General features: G+C 52.0%; 13 protein-coding genes and 2 pseudogenes. 8 read left to right on the forward strand and 7 right to left on the reverse strand.

The annotated features are described in order from the left end of the window. Window positions 1–91: 91 nt before the first annotated feature. Both BLV85_RS11925 and BLV85_RS11930 read right to left on the reverse strand, forming a co-directional pair. Window positions 92–1,278: pseudogene (locus BLV85_RS11925) on the reverse strand (transposase family protein); the annotation flags it as partial. Between the two features lie 4 nt (window positions 1,279–1,282). Continuing rightward, window positions 1,283–1,858 (reverse strand): recombinase family protein, encoded by a 576-nt coding sequence (locus tag BLV85_RS11930; RefSeq protein WP_090415460.1) that lies wholly within the window; start codon window positions 1,856–1,858, stop codon window positions 1,283–1,285. A gap of 318 nt (window positions 1,859–2,176) precedes the next feature. On the opposite strand from BLV85_RS11930, the gene BLV85_RS11935 reads away from it, so the two are divergent. Further along, window positions 2,177–2,971, forward strand: coding sequence for a glycine zipper family protein (locus BLV85_RS11935; RefSeq protein ID WP_090415462.1), 795 nt, complete (start codon window positions 2,177–2,179; stop codon window positions 2,969–2,971). A 562-nt stretch (window positions 2,972–3,533) separates the two neighbouring features. Here the strand turns inward: BLV85_RS11935 and BLV85_RS11940 are convergent. The 4 genes from BLV85_RS11940 to BLV85_RS14940 all read right to left on the reverse strand — a co-directional run bounded on the left by BLV85_RS11940 (window position 3,534) and on the right by BLV85_RS14940 (window position 6,813). Continuing rightward, entirely contained in the window at window positions 3,534–4,193 is a 660-nt protein-coding gene (locus BLV85_RS11940) for a hypothetical protein (RefSeq protein ID WP_143032338.1), read from the reverse strand. Between the two features lie 844 nt (window positions 4,194–5,037). After that, the gene (locus BLV85_RS11950; RefSeq protein WP_090415471.1) at window positions 5,038–5,490 is read right to left on the reverse strand and encodes a hypothetical protein; all 453 of its coding nucleotides are present in this window, start codon (window positions 5,488–5,490) and stop codon (window positions 5,038–5,040) included. Window positions 5,491–5,580: 90 nt separating this feature from the next. Beyond that, window positions 5,581–6,192, reverse strand: coding sequence for a hypothetical protein (locus BLV85_RS11955; protein ID WP_090415473.1), 612 nt, complete (start codon window positions 6,190–6,192; stop codon window positions 5,581–5,583). A gap of 54 nt (window positions 6,193–6,246) precedes the next feature. Next, entirely contained in the window at window positions 6,247–6,813 is a 567-nt protein-coding gene (locus BLV85_RS14940) for a matrixin family metalloprotease (protein WP_176974032.1), read from the reverse strand. Window positions 6,814–7,149: 336 nt separating this feature from the next. On the opposite strand from BLV85_RS14940, the gene BLV85_RS11960 reads away from it, so the two are divergent. Both BLV85_RS11960 and BLV85_RS11965 read left to right on the forward strand, forming a co-directional pair. Then, window positions 7,150–7,581 carry a LexA family protein gene (locus BLV85_RS11960; RefSeq protein WP_090415475.1) on the forward strand — a complete coding sequence of 144 codons (432 nt, stop codon included), beginning with the start codon at window positions 7,150–7,152 and terminating at the stop codon, window positions 7,579–7,581. Window positions 7,582–7,595: 14 nt separating this feature from the next. Continuing rightward, on the forward strand, window positions 7,596–8,957 hold the full coding sequence (locus BLV85_RS11965; protein ID WP_425433809.1) for a Y-family DNA polymerase: 1,362 nt from the start codon (window positions 7,596–7,598) through the stop codon (window positions 8,955–8,957). Here the strand turns inward: BLV85_RS11965 and BLV85_RS11970 are convergent. Beyond that, a pseudogene (locus BLV85_RS11970) lies at window positions 8,875–9,201 on the reverse strand (Cd(II)/Pb(II)-responsive transcriptional regulator); the annotation flags it as partial. The gene BLV85_RS11965 and the pseudogene BLV85_RS11970 sit on opposite strands and share 83 nt — an antisense overlap. 85 nt (window positions 9,202–9,286) lie before the next feature. On the opposite strand from BLV85_RS11970, the gene BLV85_RS11975 reads away from it, so the two are divergent. The 5 genes from BLV85_RS11975 to BLV85_RS11995 all read left to right on the forward strand — a co-directional run bounded on the left by BLV85_RS11975 (window position 9,287) and on the right by BLV85_RS11995 (window position 16,635). Beyond that, window positions 9,287–11,692: a heavy metal translocating P-type ATPase gene (locus tag BLV85_RS11975; protein WP_034375348.1), complete on the forward strand. Its 2,406-nt coding sequence runs from the start codon at window positions 9,287–9,289 to the stop codon at window positions 11,690–11,692. A gap of 62 nt (window positions 11,693–11,754) precedes the next feature. After that, window positions 11,755–12,768, forward strand: a complete 1,014-nt coding sequence (gene lspA, locus BLV85_RS11980) for a signal peptidase II (RefSeq protein WP_245725207.1) — start codon at window positions 11,755–11,757, stop codon at window positions 12,766–12,768. A 60-nt stretch (window positions 12,769–12,828) separates the two neighbouring features. Next, window positions 12,829–13,455, forward strand: coding sequence for a recombinase family protein (locus BLV85_RS11985; protein WP_004668444.1), 627 nt, complete (start codon window positions 12,829–12,831; stop codon window positions 13,453–13,455). A 2-nt stretch (window positions 13,456–13,457) separates the two neighbouring features. Continuing rightward, window positions 13,458–16,427, forward strand: coding sequence for a Tn3 family transposase (locus tag BLV85_RS11990; RefSeq protein ID WP_004213592.1), 2,970 nt, complete (start codon window positions 13,458–13,460; stop codon window positions 16,425–16,427). Between the two features lie 52 nt (window positions 16,428–16,479). Beyond that, window positions 16,480–16,635, forward strand: a complete 156-nt coding sequence (locus tag BLV85_RS11995; protein WP_090415476.1) for a DUF4113 domain-containing protein — start codon at window positions 16,480–16,482, stop codon at window positions 16,633–16,635. Window positions 16,636–16,753 lie beyond the last annotated feature (118 nt).

Here is a 16,753-nt window from a genome sequence, read left to right on the forward strand (position 1 = left end):
ATTGTTTGTATGTTCGTTTCTGTCCCATGCTAACACCTCAATAGTTGATAAATATTATCTCTTATTAAAGTGTCCGGTGCTATTAGACCACTACACCCCACAACAACAGCACCGTTTCACCCGCCACATCAGGCTCTACCTCATAGGTGGTACCCTCCGACTGAGACACGCGCATCGGTGCCGACTTTACGCCGCTCGGGTTCACGGGCGAAACGGCAAAACTGCTCCCAGACGCACATTTCGCGGATACCATCCGACGGGAGGTTGGCAAGCCAGTCCTCTATGCGAGAGTGCGATTCAGAACGATGGTCCTGGCGGTTATAACGCAGCAGGTAGCGCATCAGCCACTCGTTGGCCTGCTGTTCAGTTTCCGGTTTGTGGAAGTGGTACAGCGTTTCATGCGCTTCTTTCACCGTCCGGAACGGTCGTTCGACCTTGCCTTTCGAGCGCGCGGTTACACGTTCACCATCCTTACCAGCAGGAATATGCGTTCGCCATTCAATGCCGAGCGCCAGCATGACATTCTGGAATACACGGCTTTTGGCAACCGGCCCGTTATCGAGGTAGATCAACATCGGCCTTCCTTGGAACGGGAATTCCACCTCACTCTTCGGCGCCATGGCGTTGAACAGGAAACGTAGCGCGGATTCCGCATTCTCACCATAGACACAATGATATTCTTGGTAAGCTACGCCGCTACGGTCATCCACTACGCTGAATAACATCAGCGTCGGTTCGCCCTTGTCAGGATTAATCCAGTCAGGCTTTTCGATGCGCTTAAGATCCGATGGTGACATGTCGAATTGCCAACAGTCGTTGCTACGTTCAGCCTGGAACCGGACAGCGGGCGGCTGCCGGCGCAAGCGGGTCTGATCAAGATGCCAGCGTGTGAGATATGCGTTGACTGTGCTACGTGTGAGGATGCCTTTCGGCACGCGCACCATGCCTTGCTCTGTTTCGACACCATAATCTTCCAGCAGCTCGATTGCGCGCTTGGTGGACAAATGACGGCCTTGCTTGTTGGTGGTTCTCAGTTTGAGCGCCGCGACTACCTCGCAGTAGCGTTCCAGCTCCGCTTTCGGCAGTACGCGCGGCTTGCCGTGATCGACACGATGTGTCGTGCGGGGCTTAAGGAAGTCTGTGAGTGCGCGATACACCGAGCTGGTCGAGAAGACCATACAGTTCGGCTACGGCCAGCACCTGTACGACCCGCTCCGGACTTTTGCGTGGCAAACGGTCCAGCCGTTGCCGCAATTGCAGTAGCGTATCGGTGGGAATCTGCTTACGCTATCCCGATGACATCGCTGTCAGCCTTATCGAGATAGTTATACAGCGTTGATTTGGAAATACCCATCATTCTGCAAATTTCTTCGATGGTGTGACTGCGTTCGTGATGAAGCTTCAGCGCGAGCGCCCGTTTGGTGGGATCAAGCCGCTTCGGCTGCCCACCCATACGGCCACGCGCACGCGCTGCGAGCAAGCCAGCTTGGGTACGTTCACGAATCAGGTTGCGCTCGAATTCGGCCAGTGCGCCGAACAGATGGAACACCAAGCGGCCCCCGCTGGAGGTGGTATCGATGTTTTCTTGCAAGCTGCGCAGTCCTACTTTGACGGTTTCGAGACGTTCCACTAATTGGATCAGATTCTTGAGCGAGCGGCCCAGCCGGTCCAGCCGCCATATGACGACAGTATCGCCAGCACGCAACACGTTCATGAGTGCGGCCAGACCGATACGATCCGCCTTGGCACCACTCACCGTGTCTTCAAAAATGCGTTCGCATCCGGCCCCCTTCAGGGCATCCCGTTGCAAGTCAAGATTCTGGTCATCGGTCAATACCCGAGCGTAGCCGATCAACATGGCAGCAAGTCCAATAAATCACGAAATTCAAGTATAACTGGAATTTGAATATTGGAAAGAGATTATGGAGTGCCGGAATGCGGGTTGCAGCACATTTGCGCGAGGTTGGTAATCGAGTCCAATAAATGGACGTTTGTTGTAACGACACCTCACATTTTGATTTTGATTGCAGTTATTCCTCGTCAGGTGCAGTCTAAACAAAAATACTTCGTTTCGCTAACATTTATGGAGGCCTAAATGAGAGAAACTTGAAAAATTTCAATTCTTAAACTTCGTAGCTTATTTCCAATTCTTACGATCACTTCTCTGGAGATTATTATGACTCATACTACCTATACATTTGACGGTAGAGAATCTCTCTCAATCCCCTTTGACTACTATGCTCATAATGCCGCAGCAAACCCGAATAATCCGTTCGATGCAGCGGGCATTCTTCATAACGCACTATTTTCTGTTGTTATTACCCAGATTACAAACGATCGATATCGGGAACTACAACCTACTGGCGATTCTATTTATACCGGAGTTGTTGAGATCGTACGAAAGGCATCTATTTGGGATCTAAATTGCATTTGTGTTGTTCAGGAGGGTTGTCCGTGCCCAGATTTCATGGCCTGGCTTCGCAGCAACTTCCCTATCCCAGGAGATCAAGCTGTTCCGTTTCCACGTGATGCGTTTCCTAATTCTAGACCCGATTCGATGGCAATCGAAAAGATAGTAATTGAAGGACTGGAGTGTCGGGTTGCCGAAACTCTCCTTAAGTATTATCGTGAACTACGCGCTTCTATTGATAGCATGCGGAGCCAGCAATGCAATGTCTCGGAATTTCAGCGTCGCGTGGTAGATCTGGAGACCGAGATATTGGGTGGGAAGTTGGAGCCACATATTCAGGAGGTTTTGTTGATGTCTACTTCGGTGGCGCGGCATTCTATGTTCTTGGCGCTCACATCGGGAACTGGTCCGGCTAAAGCACCCGAATGGGTTGGCGACGATGTCGATGGTGCAACGGCTGGGGCCATTACTGGCTCTCCTGCCGGTCCGAAGGGAGCCGTTGTCGGAGCCGTGATTGGGGCGGGAATTTTCTCGCTTGCGACAGCGACAGGCTGGTGGTGAGCACTAATAACTGGGGTCTGAGTAACGTTGAATGCCTAACGATTAAGGTTATGTCGTGGTTCGCTTCGCGATCACGACATAACCGGTTGTTGAACAAGCCCGGCTCCGGGTTCTCTGGAAACAGCTTTTTGTGATCTGCCCCAAAGTTGGGCTGAAGGTCCGGTGTTTTCACCGGGAAGCGCTGGTGTCGGTACTCAGACCTGAATAACCAGGTAATTTCTGCGGTTTACACCCAATACTGTTCAGATAGAGAAATTTAAGCCATAATTTTCTTTATTCATTGAGGTGATGATATGCAGGGGTTATGGCAAGGATACGCAAAACACTTCCGACGAATGTTGATGTTGCCCACCTGATCAGCGGCGGGATTGCCGATCTAAAATGAGGGGCACGTCAGTCGTACTTATTCCTGGTTCGACGCGATGAAATGCAGGTCGGTGCGGATGAATGCAGGTTCATTCGCAATTATCTCTGGTTTGCGGGGGAGGATAGATGCAGTTATTGCTGGCTCAAAATATTGCTGAATGCTGGTTGATCCAGTTTGAAATGCAGGTCATTACACTTACGGATAAAAGCCAAGCTGGCTTTTCATGAACTCCAAGTGCGGATCATTTTGAGGAGCCGTAATTTTCGCCACAGATCGCTCACACAATTGTTCTATGCAATTTACCATCTGCAGGATTAGTACAACCAAATTTGGAATATCCATGCACTGCAACGATTGATTCTCAACGATTCCTTTGTACTCGAACGGGCCAATAACTAGATTATTCATATTCTTAGTGGCGAAACCATTGTTGTGCAGAGAGTTTCTGATTAAGGTCAAATACTCGAATGATTTCTGGAACGGTACCGTAGCGCTACTCCGTTCGGTAAGTTCGCTACAACTCGCCGCCATGCTTGTGGGCAGATGTGACAGAATTTCTGACACGATCTCCTGCTTTGTTGGCCCGGCAGTTCTCATGGAGAAATGATCGAGCAATGACGAGAAGGCGCTAACTTTGTTCTTCCCAGAATGAGCTATACTATGAATTTTTATCATTTGCGAAATGAAATAATCGATCTCGAAATAGACGGAATCCAGATAGCCAGCGCGGTTCCTTACTTCCCGCCATATCGCCGAGTGATCGATCGCAAACTTTTCGCCATAGCCGCGGTTAACGATATCCTGTGCGTATTGATCGTAAAGCTTTAAGCTTGCAGAATGTTCTGTTCGTACCAAATGGTCGCGCTTTCGATGCGAAACAGAGCCATTGGCCTTACGTCAGTTTCCTCGAATGTTCCAGCTTTAATCCATTCGTCCGTGTACTTGAGACTAGCGAACCTCGAAAAAAGTATCGATAGCCACTGCTCTGCCCCATATCTCTTTCCTGCCAACTCAAATGAGTTCACCAAGTTAACCAAATTCTTGAAATCGCTCATAACAGATGCCTAACGCAATATATAAGACATTTTGTCCAATAATTCTGTGTGTAAGATAAACAGATGAGACGGCATTCATACTCAATAACTTGAGTACGTCAGAGGAAGTAAAATAAGGCATGGACATCAGAATCTACTTAAATGCTTTGATTTCAATAAATGCGATTATCTTCTAATACCCACTCGGGATTAACGATCTAACATGGACGTTCTGTCAGTTGCATTTATTGTTGGTTCGCGTGCAGGTCGATGAGAATAATTGCAGGTTCATTTGCAGTTATCTCTGGTTTGCGAGGGTGGATAGATGCAATTATTTCTGGCTCAAAATCTTGCTGAATGCTGGTTGATCCACTTTGAAATGCAGGTTATTACACGTAGCAGCCATGCGGGCCGAGTTCATGCCGGAGGAGTCTGACGACAACGACTATGAGATGACACTATGACAAATCACATCGACAAGCTCAAGAAAATTCTAACCCACCCCGTTGCCAAAAAGCTCGCATGTGTTTACACCGCATCGAGGGCAGCGTAAAACAAGGGGGCATCTTCCAGAAAATGAATGAAACCTCAGCGCGATTGCAGAACATTTGTGCGATATCACGCCAAGGTTGAATTCAGGAAAAAAGGTTTGAAACCGCACTGATTTATTTGAAAATTTTCCTTATCTTGATGCTAATGCCATCAGCTATAGGCGACTCAAAAATCGGATTGATCACAGCTTCTGTATCAGAAGTGAAAATCACATGCAATTTATGCCTGAGATTCATGGAAGGAAACTGAGGATGAGGTATGTAACGTAACGGCTCCAATATAAATTCCCTAGTCTTTTCTTGTCCTCCTAAATAAGTAGCTGCGAAGGTATTATCAGTAAATTTCATAGACTCAAAGTCGACTAAAACCAGCGTATTACCATCATAATGCAGTGAATAAAATTTTTCACTGTTCTCCTCAGGCTCAAAAGGATCAAAAGGAGTGTAGCCGGCAAATTGCCAAATTCCGTCGATAAATTTCAGATCATCTGAACTATCAGCAAATACAACCGATGACAAAGTCATCAGTAATATAAGTATTATCTTTCTCATGTATTTATTTTGCATATCAACTTCCTTAATCTAAATTGCGTAAACCCTTTTCAGAAAAAATTACATATCAGTATATATTTATATTCAAATATGTACTTACCGCGATTATTGGTCATTTACAATTTTTCGGATTTCGTTGAGAAATTCATCAGATGAGTGAGAAACCGCAAATGGAATAGGCTTCCTATTTCCTCTTAAAGTAAGATTACTGCCAGGATCAGAATATGAAGTGCCATATTCAGTATCGGCGAGATGTACTATATGCATACTGGTAGCAATTCCATATACATCATTATTCGGAACCCTGGTTAAAAAGAAGAGTTTTTGCCCTTCTCTATCCTGCGTGGATTCCGGGCCATTTGCACTGTCTGCATTTTCAAAGTATCTGAAAGTCACATTTGACTGATCACCTGATCTAAACTGGTCGTCACTTTTAATGACTTCTGTAATGTGAATCTGTATATCAACCAAAGGTATGCCGAAATTATAAGGAACTGTCTTATCCAGCTCTGCTAGGTATGCAGCGCTTTCCTGATAACCATAAAATTGCCTTGTGTCAATGATATCGCCAAATGTACCGACTACAACAACATCAGAATTTTCTATCAGTTCATTAATATTTTCAGGAATTGGTGCGTAAAGTACGTAAGCAGAGTAAGAACTTACAGAGAAAAAAATGAATAGTACAGTTAGAGTTGAACGAAATATTTGCTTCATGTTTGACCCCTTAATTAGTCTATAAACAATAAATATACGAGCTATATAAGATTATTACGGGTACCATGATCCAATTAAAGCTTGATCAATAGAGGTCAAATTATTAGCTACTGGCCAGCAACTTACTGAGCCCATTACACTGTCACAAAATGAACTGTGACCCATTCCTAAAATATGGCCAAACTCATGAAGCACTAGGAATCGCTTATAATCACTATAGGCACCGTTATGCCTTGAATTTACCTTCACATGGCCAAAATCTGCTTTTAGGTTTGTCGTATTACAATGTCCAAGATGACATAGGTTACCGTAAACGTTATACGATTCGGCAATTCCGTACACAAAATCAGTTCCAAAGTCTATTTCCTCGAATGCTACATGTCCCGAATAGGGAGGGTCTAAATGAGACGGCCCCCAGGAAAAAGATAAATTGCCTGCAGCATTGTATTGCGTTGCAGCTTCACCAAGTGCAGTTGTCCAATTAGGAGCTAAGTTTCTGGCAACTATCGTTGAATGACCGAATCTCCAACCCAGGTCAAATGGTGGTGCAAATAAGAGACCGGATACTGACATTAAAAGAAGGGCGGCTGAGACAGAAAAAAATACCTTAAACTTTTTCATTTTTTTTCTCCCTATGAAACCCATAATGGGCGATTAAAAGATATGATTTAGTAGCATTCAATCTGCTGGTTTCATCAGAAGCTATCCAGGTCTAAATGCCGTCTAAAGCTTAATGTTTGAGTAAACAGAAAATGCTACGGATTTCGTATAGCATTCAATAAACATTATTGTCAACCAGGTATTTCATATATTTATTAATAACTTACAAAACACAGACAAAAACTAATACCTAAAATATTAGTTTTGATCTTATCTCATGACTCAATTAATATGAAATCGTCATTAAATATAAGTTGCCTGTAAATCTGCCTATTACCGTATCGAGTTAAATAATTTATGCTTATTTTGGATTACAACCAGCCTGTTCCTGTGCAGATCGGCCAACCCATTTTTGTCCCGCTTTATTCCGGTGTTCGTGCCGGATTCCCGAGTCCTGCAGATGATTTTCTGCTCAAACGAATAGATCTGAGTGACGAGCTGATCAAGCATCCGGAAGCGACTTTTCTCATGCGGATAAAAGGCCATTCCATGGCCATGGCTGGAATTGATGACAGGGATATTGTGGTCGTCGATAAAGCTATCACACCAGAACATGGGAAAATCGTGATCGCCTGCGTCGATGGTGAATTCACCTGTAAGCAATTATATTTACAGGATGGTGTAACTAAACTTCGGGCTGCTAATCCAGATTATGCGGATTTAGTTTTCAAAGATGGTCAAACCCTGGAAGTCTGGGGAGTAGTCACTTCCTGCATCAAGCAGTTCTGAAATAACGATCGGCCATGTTCGCACTGATAGACGGCAATAATTTTTACTGTAGCTGTGAGCGGGTATTCCAGCCACGGTTGCAGGGCAAACCGCTAATCTGCCTTTCGAACAATGATGGATGCGCCATTGCCCGCTCTGAAGAAGCGAAAGCTTTGGGTGTCAAAATGGGGCATCCTTGGTTCCAGGTTAAACACTTGGAGAAATCTGCCGGGCTGGTTGCTCTGTCAGCCAATTTCGCACTGTACGGTGATATGAGCAGCCGTATGATGAGCTTGGCGTCTGAGTTGGGAGATTCACAGGAAATCTATTCCATTGATGAGTGTTTCCTTGGATTGTACAGAACTCCAGATGTTACTCAACGTGCCCGAAATACACGAGCCAAAATCCTGCAATGGATTGGAATTCCGACTTGCGTCGGAATCGGCCAGACCAAGACGCAGGCTAAGCTGGCTAATTACATCGCCAAACAAGCTGATAGAAAACCCGGCAGCTACCCTCCCCGCCTGGCGCAAGTTTGCAACCTGGTTGAACTGACTGAACGCCAGAGAATGTATCTTTTTGGTGCCACAGATATTGGTGAAGTTTGGGGTATTGGTAGGCGAATCAGCCAGCAGCTCAAGGAGGCAAACATTAAAACGGTACAAGATTTCGTGCAGCTCGCTCCTGCAACCGTCAGGAAACGCTTCAGCGTTGTATTGGAGCGCACTTGGCGTGAGCTACATGGACAAAGTTGCATTGATCTCGAAGAGATTCCAGCACCAAAAAAAGAAATTGCACATACCCGCACATTTGGCCAACCCGTGCGTGAACTACAACCTCTTATTGAAGCTATTACTGAATTTACTTCCCGTGCAGCAGAAAAGTTGCGTAAACAGCAAAGCCTGGCTTCGGAAATACTGGTATTTATCCATACCAGCAAACATCGTCCAGGGCCGCAATATGCCCGATCAATCACCGTGCCATTGGTACGTCCTGCATCTGATACCAATAGCCTGTTATCGGCAGCTTTTCGTGGTCTTAGAACGATTTACACGCCTGGGTATGATCTGATCAAAGCGGGGGTGATTCTGATGAATCTGTCCAGTACGCATGTTCAGCAGACAGAGCTGGATTTTGGTTCATCGATGTCAGATAGGGGTCGCCTCAGAAAACGGAAAATAAAGCACGCTAAGCCCTTACTTACCCAGATGTTTGACTGTTCGTGGCACTTTCACCATGGCAATTGCAATTGCCCAACCCTTGCAAAATGCCGCACGCCTCTACAGATCGAGAGCCAGAACACTTCTCGCGCAAATCAACCAAGTGCCGTTTTAACTGCAACAGCGCGGACACACGCATTTCCACCTGTTGAATATGGGCCTCCAGCAGCGTGTTGACCTCCCCACAGTCCTGCATCGGGTTGTCTCGCAGACCCAGCAATGCGCGAATCTCGCTCAACGTCATGTCGAGCGAACGGCAATGACGGATGAATTGCAAGCGCTCAATGTGCGCCTCACCGTACAGCCGGAAGTTGCCACCGCTTCGCGCTGGCTTCGGCAGTAGCCCTTCCTTCTCGTAGTAGCGGATGGTCACGACCTCGCACCCAGAGCGCTTGGCGAGGTCGCCAATTCTGATTTCCATGCATCAATCTCCAATTATCACTTGACTCTATAGTGACTATAGAGATTTTAATGGAGGCTGAATAGAAGATTTTCAGGAGTTACTCATGAGCGAATGCGCTTCAAAGGGGTGTGGCTGCACGACTGAGCCGATCATCCAACCCACGGCACCGGCCCCGCTGGCAACCGGATCGGCTCAAGCGGTGTACCGCATCGAGAACATGGATTGCCCGACCGAAGAGGCGCTGATCCGAAGCAAACTGGCCGGTCTGGCGGGGGTGGCGGGTCTTGAATTCAACCTGATGCAACGTACCTTGGCCGTGCGACACGAATTGCCTTCGTTGTCTCCCGTCGAGCAGGCGCTGAAGGCCATCGGCATGCAAGCTGTGCGCATGGATCAGGCGTCGGCCGAGCAGACGACCAAGCTGTCCATTGCCAAGATGGATTGCCCGACCGAAGAGACGTTGATCCGCAACAAGCTCGGCACCGTGGCCGGTGTTGCTGATCTCGATTTCAACCTGATGCAGCGCACGCTGTCGGTACGCCATGCGAACCAGGTTCTGCCAGACGTGCTCGTGGCACTGCAAGCGCTTGGATTCGAGGCGCAGGTCGTGGACACGGCAGAGGTCGCATCTCCATCCGCCGCCCCTGTGACCACGCCGACCAACTGGTGGCCGCTGGGCATCTCCTTGGTCACTGCATCGGCGGCCGAGGCGGTCTACTGGCTCCACAACGGCAATCACTGGTCGGTTGTCGTTCTGGCGCTTGTCGCGGTCTTCACGGGTGGCCTCTCCACCTACAAGAAGGGGTGGATTGCGCTCAAGAACCGTAATCTCAACATGAACGCCCTCATGTCGATTGCGGTCACGGGTGCCATGTTGATCGGCCACTGGCCCGAAGCGGCAATGGTGATGGTACTGTTCGCGCTGGCCGAGGTAATCGAAGCCAAATCGCTGGATCGCGCTCGTAACGCTATCCGTGGCCTGCTCGACCTGACCCCGGAACAGGCCACGGTACAGCAGGCTGACGGCACATGGCGCGAGGTGGGCGCCAAGCAAATCACCATCGGCGCCCGCGTCCGGGTCAAACCAGGTGAGCGCATCGCCCTTGATGGTGAGGTGCTGGAAGGCCGCTCTGCCGTCAACCAAGCCCCGATCACGGGTGAAAGCCTCCCGGTCGAAAAATCCCCCGGTGATTCGGTGTTCGCTGGCACGATCAACGAATCCGGCTCGTTCGAGTACCGCGTCACCGCCTTGGCCAACAACTCCACTTTGGCCCGGATCATTCACGCGGTAGAGGCTGCGCAAGGTAGTCGTGCGCCGACTCAGCGTTTTGTCGATCAGTTCGCCCGCTGGTACACCCCCGTTGTATTCGGCGTTGCCATCGCCGTCGCGTTGTTGCCGCCGCTGTTCATGGGTGCGGCATGGCTCGACTGGATCTACCGTGCATTGGTTCTGCTGGTGGTCGCCTGCCCGTGCGCACTGGTGATCTCTACACCGGTCAGCATCGTCAGCGGCCTGGCCGCCGCCGCCCGCCACGGCATTCTCATCAAAGGTGGCGTCTATCTGGAAGAAGGCCGCAAGCTGCGCTGGCTGGCTCTGGACAAGACCGGCACGATCACGCACGGCAAGCCCGCACAGACCGACTTTGTCACATGGGGCAATGCACTCGCCTCGGACAGCCGCAGCATCGCTGCCAGTCTGGCGGCCCGCTCGGACCATCCTGTATCCAAGGCGGTGGCACAGGCCGCGCAGACGGACGGGGTTGCCTTGCTCGACGTGGCCGAATTCAACGCGCTGCCCGGTCGGGGTGTGCAAGGCCAAATCAACGGTGCGACCTACCATCTGGGCAACCACCGGATGCTCGAAGAGCTGGGGCAGTGCACACCAGAGCTGGAGCAGCGCATCGCTGCGCTGGAAACCGCTGGCAAGACCGTCGTGATGTTGGTAGGCGCAAAGGCGGTACATGCCTTATTCGCCGTAGCGGACACCATCAAGGACAGCAGCAGGACCGCCATCGCCGAGCTGCACGCACTGGGCATCAACACCATGATGCTGACCGGCGACAACCCCCATACGGCACAGGCCATTGCCGCACAAGCCGGAATCGACCGTGCGCAAGGCAACCTACTCCCAGATGACAAATTGCGCGAAGTGGAGCAACTGGCCCGAAGCGGCAAGGTTGGCATGGTCGGTGATGGCATCAACGATGCCCCGGCCTTGGCGCGTGCGGACATCGGCTTTGCAATGGGAGCGGCTGGCACAGATACCGCAATCGAGACCGCCGACGTGGCCCTGATGGACGACAACCTGCGCAAGATTCCGACCTTCGTGCGCCTGTCGCGTGCGACGGCGCAGGTGCTGATGCAAAACATTGTGCTGGCCCTTGGCATCAAGGCAGTATTTCTGGTGCTGACCTTCACGGGTCAAGCGACCATGTGGATGGCGGTGTTTGCTGATATGGGGGCCAGCTTGCTCGTCGTTGGCAATGGCTTGAGGCTGTTGCGCAAATGAGCTGGAAATTCTTTCTCTACGACTGGGGTGGTCTGAACATCGCGTTGTTCCAAGCCATCAACATGAGCACACCTGCAGCGCTGGAACCGCTGGCATCGTTCTTCAACCTTGTGATAGGCAACTACTGGACTGCACCACTGATGCTCTTGGCGATGTGGGGATGGTCAAAGTCGGCACCTGACCCAACGCGGGCCGATGCCATCCGGTACAGACTCAGAGTCTTTAGCGTGGCCTTTGCGTTGGCATTTCTCGTCGCCACCATCTTGAAGCTATGGATCGACTTTCCACGCCCGCCTGCCGTTTTTGGCGACATGGTGCGCGTTATCGGGGGCATCGAACGACACTACAGCCTGCCCAGCGGGCATGCCACCTATGCCGCGCTGGTGGTCGGCGCGCTCTGGCCTTTGATAGGCCGTCGTGGCCGCATCGGCTTGGTGTTGTACGCCGCATTGGTCGGTTGGTCACGCATCGCAGCCGGAATGCACTTTCCTGCCGATGTGCTGGCGGGGTGGGTACTTGGATTGAGTTGCACGGCGCTCGCCGGGTGGCTGATGCCGCTGGCCGTCCCTGTGTGGCAATCGGCTCGCCGCACATCGACTTGGGTCTGGTTCGCAGTGGCCGCCAGTGCTGTCATGACCGATCAGCTCGCAAAGTTCGCCATCACCCGCACGTTTGCCTACGGTGAACAGGTCGAAGTCACGCCCTTCTTCAACTTCGTCCATGTCCTGAATCCCGGCGCGGCATTCAGCTTTCTGGCGAACGCTGGCGGCTGGCAACGTTACTTTTTCATCACGCTGGGCCTGGTCGTTTCTGCTTGGCTGGGACGCATGCTGTGCCAGCAATTGCCCCGTCTCGAAGCGATGGGATACAGCCTGATCCTCGGCGGTGCGCTGGGCAATGTCGCGGATCGTGTGCTGCGTGGACAGGTTGTTGATTTCCTTGACTTCCATTGGCGACTTGCGCACTGGCCCGCCTTCAACCTCGCTGATGTGGCGATAACTATCGGAGCGCTCTGCCTGTTCTTGACGGTTGTACCGAAAAGCAGTAAAGGCACAGAGGCCGAGGTGTCCGGTTAAGCTATACCCTAACCTGATGTCAGATGCTTGGCGCAAAGCACGTCAGAATAGAGTTGTAGTTTGTATTTATTGACACAAGCCGCCAAGGGTAATGGATTTCATCCTGACACTTTTACCTTTGGAGGCACCTTGCAAGGTCAACGCATTGGCTATATCCGCGTCAGCAGCTTCGACCAGAACCCTGATCGGCAACTGGAGCAAATCGAAGTCGGTAAGGTATTCACCGATAAGGCTTCCGGCAAGGACACGCAACGTCCCGAACTTGAAAGGCTGCTGGCCTTTGTGCGCGAGGGCGACACCGTGGTGGTGCACAGCATGGACAGGTTGGCACGCAATCTCGATGACCTGCGCCGCATCGTTCAGGGGCTGACACAACGGGGCGTGCGGATGGAGTTTGTCAAAGAAGGGCTGGCGTTCACCGGCGATGACTCACCGATGGCCAATTTGATGCTGTCGGTCATGGGGGCTTTTGCGGAGTTCGAGCGCGCACTGATCCGCGAACGCCAGCGCGAGGGAATCGTGCTGGCCAAGCAGCGCGGTGCCTACCGGGGACGAAAGAAATCGCTGAACAGCGAACAAATTGCCAAGTTGAAACAGCGAGTCGCGGCAGGCGATCAAAAAACCTTGGTGGCCCGTGACTTCGGCATCAGTCGCGAAACCTTGTACCAGTACCTGCGGGAAGACTGATCATGCCGCGCCGCTCAATCCTGTCCGCCACCGAGCGCGAAAGCCTGCTGGCACTACCAGATGCCAAAGACGAACTGATACGGCACTACACGTTCAACGAAACCGACCTATCGGTGATCCGCCAGCGTCGCGGCGCTGCGAATCGATTGGGCTTCGCCGTGCAGCTTTGCTACTTGCGATTCCCTGGCATCTTCTTGGGCATCGATGAGCCTCCGTTTCCGCCCCTGTTGCGCATGGTGGCCGCACAACTCAAGGTGCCGGTGGAAAGTTGGAACGATTACGGCCAGCGCGAGCAGACGCGGCGGGAGCACTTGGTCGAGCTGCAAACGGTGTTCGGGTTCAAGCCCTTCACCATGAGTCACTACCGGCAAGCCGTGCATACATTGACCGAGCTGGCCTTGCAGACCGATAAAGGGATTGTGCTGGCCAGCACCCTTGTCGAAAACCTGCGGCGGCAGAGCATCATCCTGCCCGCCATGAATGCCATCGAGCGCGCGAGCGCCGAGGCCATCACCCGTGCCAACCGGCGTATTTACGCGGCGTTGACCGATTCTTTGTTATCGCTCCACCGTCAGCGCCTGGACGAACTTCTCAAGCGCAAGGACGGCAGCAAATTGACGTGGCTGGCATGGCTGCGCCAGTCGCCCGTCAAGCCGAACTCTCGGCATATGCTTGAACACATCGAGCGCCTCAAGGCTTGGCAGGCGCTTGACCTTCCCGCAGGCATCGAGCGACAAGTTCACCAGAACCGCCTGCTCAAGATCGCCCGTGAGGGTGGGCAGATGACGCCTGCCGATCTGGCAAAGTTCGAGATGCAACGACGCTATGCCACTCTGGTTTCGCTGGCCATTGAAGGCATGGCCACCGTCACCGACGAAATCATCGACCTGCACGACCGCATCATTGGCAAACTATTCAACGCCGCCAAGAACAAGCATCAGCAGCAGTTTCAGGCTTCCGGCAAGGCGATCAATGACAAGGTGCGGATGTATGGCCGCATCGGCCAAGCCTTGCTGGAAGCCAAACAGAGCGGCGGCGATCCGTTCGCCGCCATCGAGGCCGTAATGCCGTGGGATACCTTCGCCGCCAGCGTCACGGAGGCGCAAAAGCTCGCGCAGCCGGAGAGCTTCGACTTTCTGCATCGCATCGGTGAAAGCTACGCCACGTTGCGCCGCTACGCGCCGCAGTTCCTGGACGTACTTAAGTTACGGGCGGCACCAGCCGCCAAGGGCGTACTCGATGCCATCGAGGTGCTTCGCGGCATGAACAGCGACAACGCCCGCAAGGTGCCCGCCGACGCGCCGACCGCATTCATCAAGCCACGCTGGGCGAAACTGGTGCTCACGGACGATGGCATTGACCGGCGCTACTACGAGCTGTGCGCCCTGTCAGAGCTAAAGAACGCGCTGCGATCAGGCGATGTCTGGGTGCAGGGTTCGCGCCAGTTCAAGGACTTTGATGAGTACCTGGTGCCGGCCGAGAAGTTCGCTACTCTGAAGCTGGCCAACGAATTGTCGCTGGCAGTGGCCACCGATTGCGATCAGTATTTGCACGACCGACTGGCATTGCTGGAACAGCAGCTTGCCACCGTCAACCGCATGGCGGCGGCCAATGATCTGCCGGATGCCATCATTACCGAGTCCGGCCTGAAGATCACGCCGCTGGACGCGGCGGTGCCGGAGACCGCACAAGCCCTAATCGACCAGTCGGCGATGCTGCTGCCACACGTCAAGATTACCGAACTGCTGATGGAAGTTGATGAGTGGACAGGCTTCACCCGGCATTTCACGCATCTGAAGACCGGCGACACGGCCAAGGACAAAACCTTGCTGCTGACGACGATCCTGGCTGATGGCATCAATCTCGGGCTAACCAAGATGGCCGAGTCCTGCCCAGGCACGACTTACGCCAAGCTGTCGTGGCTGCAAGCCTGGCACATCCGGGATGAAACGTACTCAACGGCGCTGGCCGAACTGGTCAACGCGCAGTTCCGGCAATCCTTTGCCGGAAACTGGGGCGATGGCACCACGTCATCGTCGGATGGCCAAAATTTCAGAACCGGCAGCAAAGCGGAGAGCACCGGGCATATCAACCCGAAGTATGGAAGCAGTCCAGGCCGGACGTTTTATACCCATATCTCCGACCAGTACGCGCCCTTCAGCACCAAGGTAGTCAACGTCGGCGTGCGTGATTCAACCTATGTGCTCGATGGCCTGCTGTACCACGAGTCGGACTTGCGGATCGAGGAGCACTACACCGACACAGCGGGCTTTACCGATCATGTCTTCGGCCTGATGCACCTACTGGGCTTCCGATTCGCGCCACGTATCCGAGACCTGGGCGACACCAAGCTATTCATCCCAAAGGGCGATGCCGCCTATGACGCGCTCAAGCCGATGATTAGCAGCGACCGGCTGAACATCAAGCAGATACGCGCCCATTGGGATGAAATCTTGCGGTTCGCCACTTCGATCAAGCAGGGTACGGTGACGGCCTCGCTGATGTTGCGCAAGCTCGGCAGCTATCCGCGTCAGAACGGACTGGCCGTTGCACTGCGCGAGCTGGGGCGCATTGAGCGCACGCTGTTCATACTGGATTGGCTGCAAAGCGTGGAGCTGCGCCGCCGCGTGCAGGCCGGACTCAACAAAGGCGAGGCGCGCAACGCGCTGGCCAGGGCGGTGTTCTTCAACCGACTGGGCGAAATCCGCGACCGCAGTTTTGAGCAACAACGCTACCGGGCCAGCGGCCTCAATCTGGTAACGGCGGCCATCGTGCTTTGGAACACGGCCTATCTGGAACGGGCAACCAATGCTTTGAACGGGCACGGCAAACCGGTAGACGAGACGCTGTTTCAATACCTGTCACCGCTGGGGTGGGAACACATCAATCTGACCGGCGATTACCTCTGGCGCAGCAGCACCAAGGTCGGCGCAGGCAAGTTCAGACCGTTGCGACCACTGCCACCGGCTTAACGTGCTTTATTTTCCGTTTTCTGAGACGATCCCAGATAACACTAGCCGGTTAATGCAAGCAATTGATCAAATTAATGATCAATTCGGAAGAGGTACAATCATCTATGGCAGTGCAGGTATCGGTCAGAAATCATGGTCAATGAATCAGCAGCGCCGAACGCCGTATTACACCACTCATCTTACGGATATTCCCACAGTGATAACCTGATGTCGTTTATTAACCCAAGATACTTTGTAACTATTCAGCGAAAAAAATGCAAAAAGTGCTTGACAGGGTTTTTGTGTAAAAAAGCAAGATTACCGATACATTTGGAGTTGCCCGTCAG

This window comes from Nitrosomonas halophila, from assembly GCF_900107165.1.
GTDB classification, from domain to species: Bacteria; Pseudomonadota; Gammaproteobacteria; order Burkholderiales; family Nitrosomonadaceae; genus Nitrosomonas; species Nitrosomonas halophila.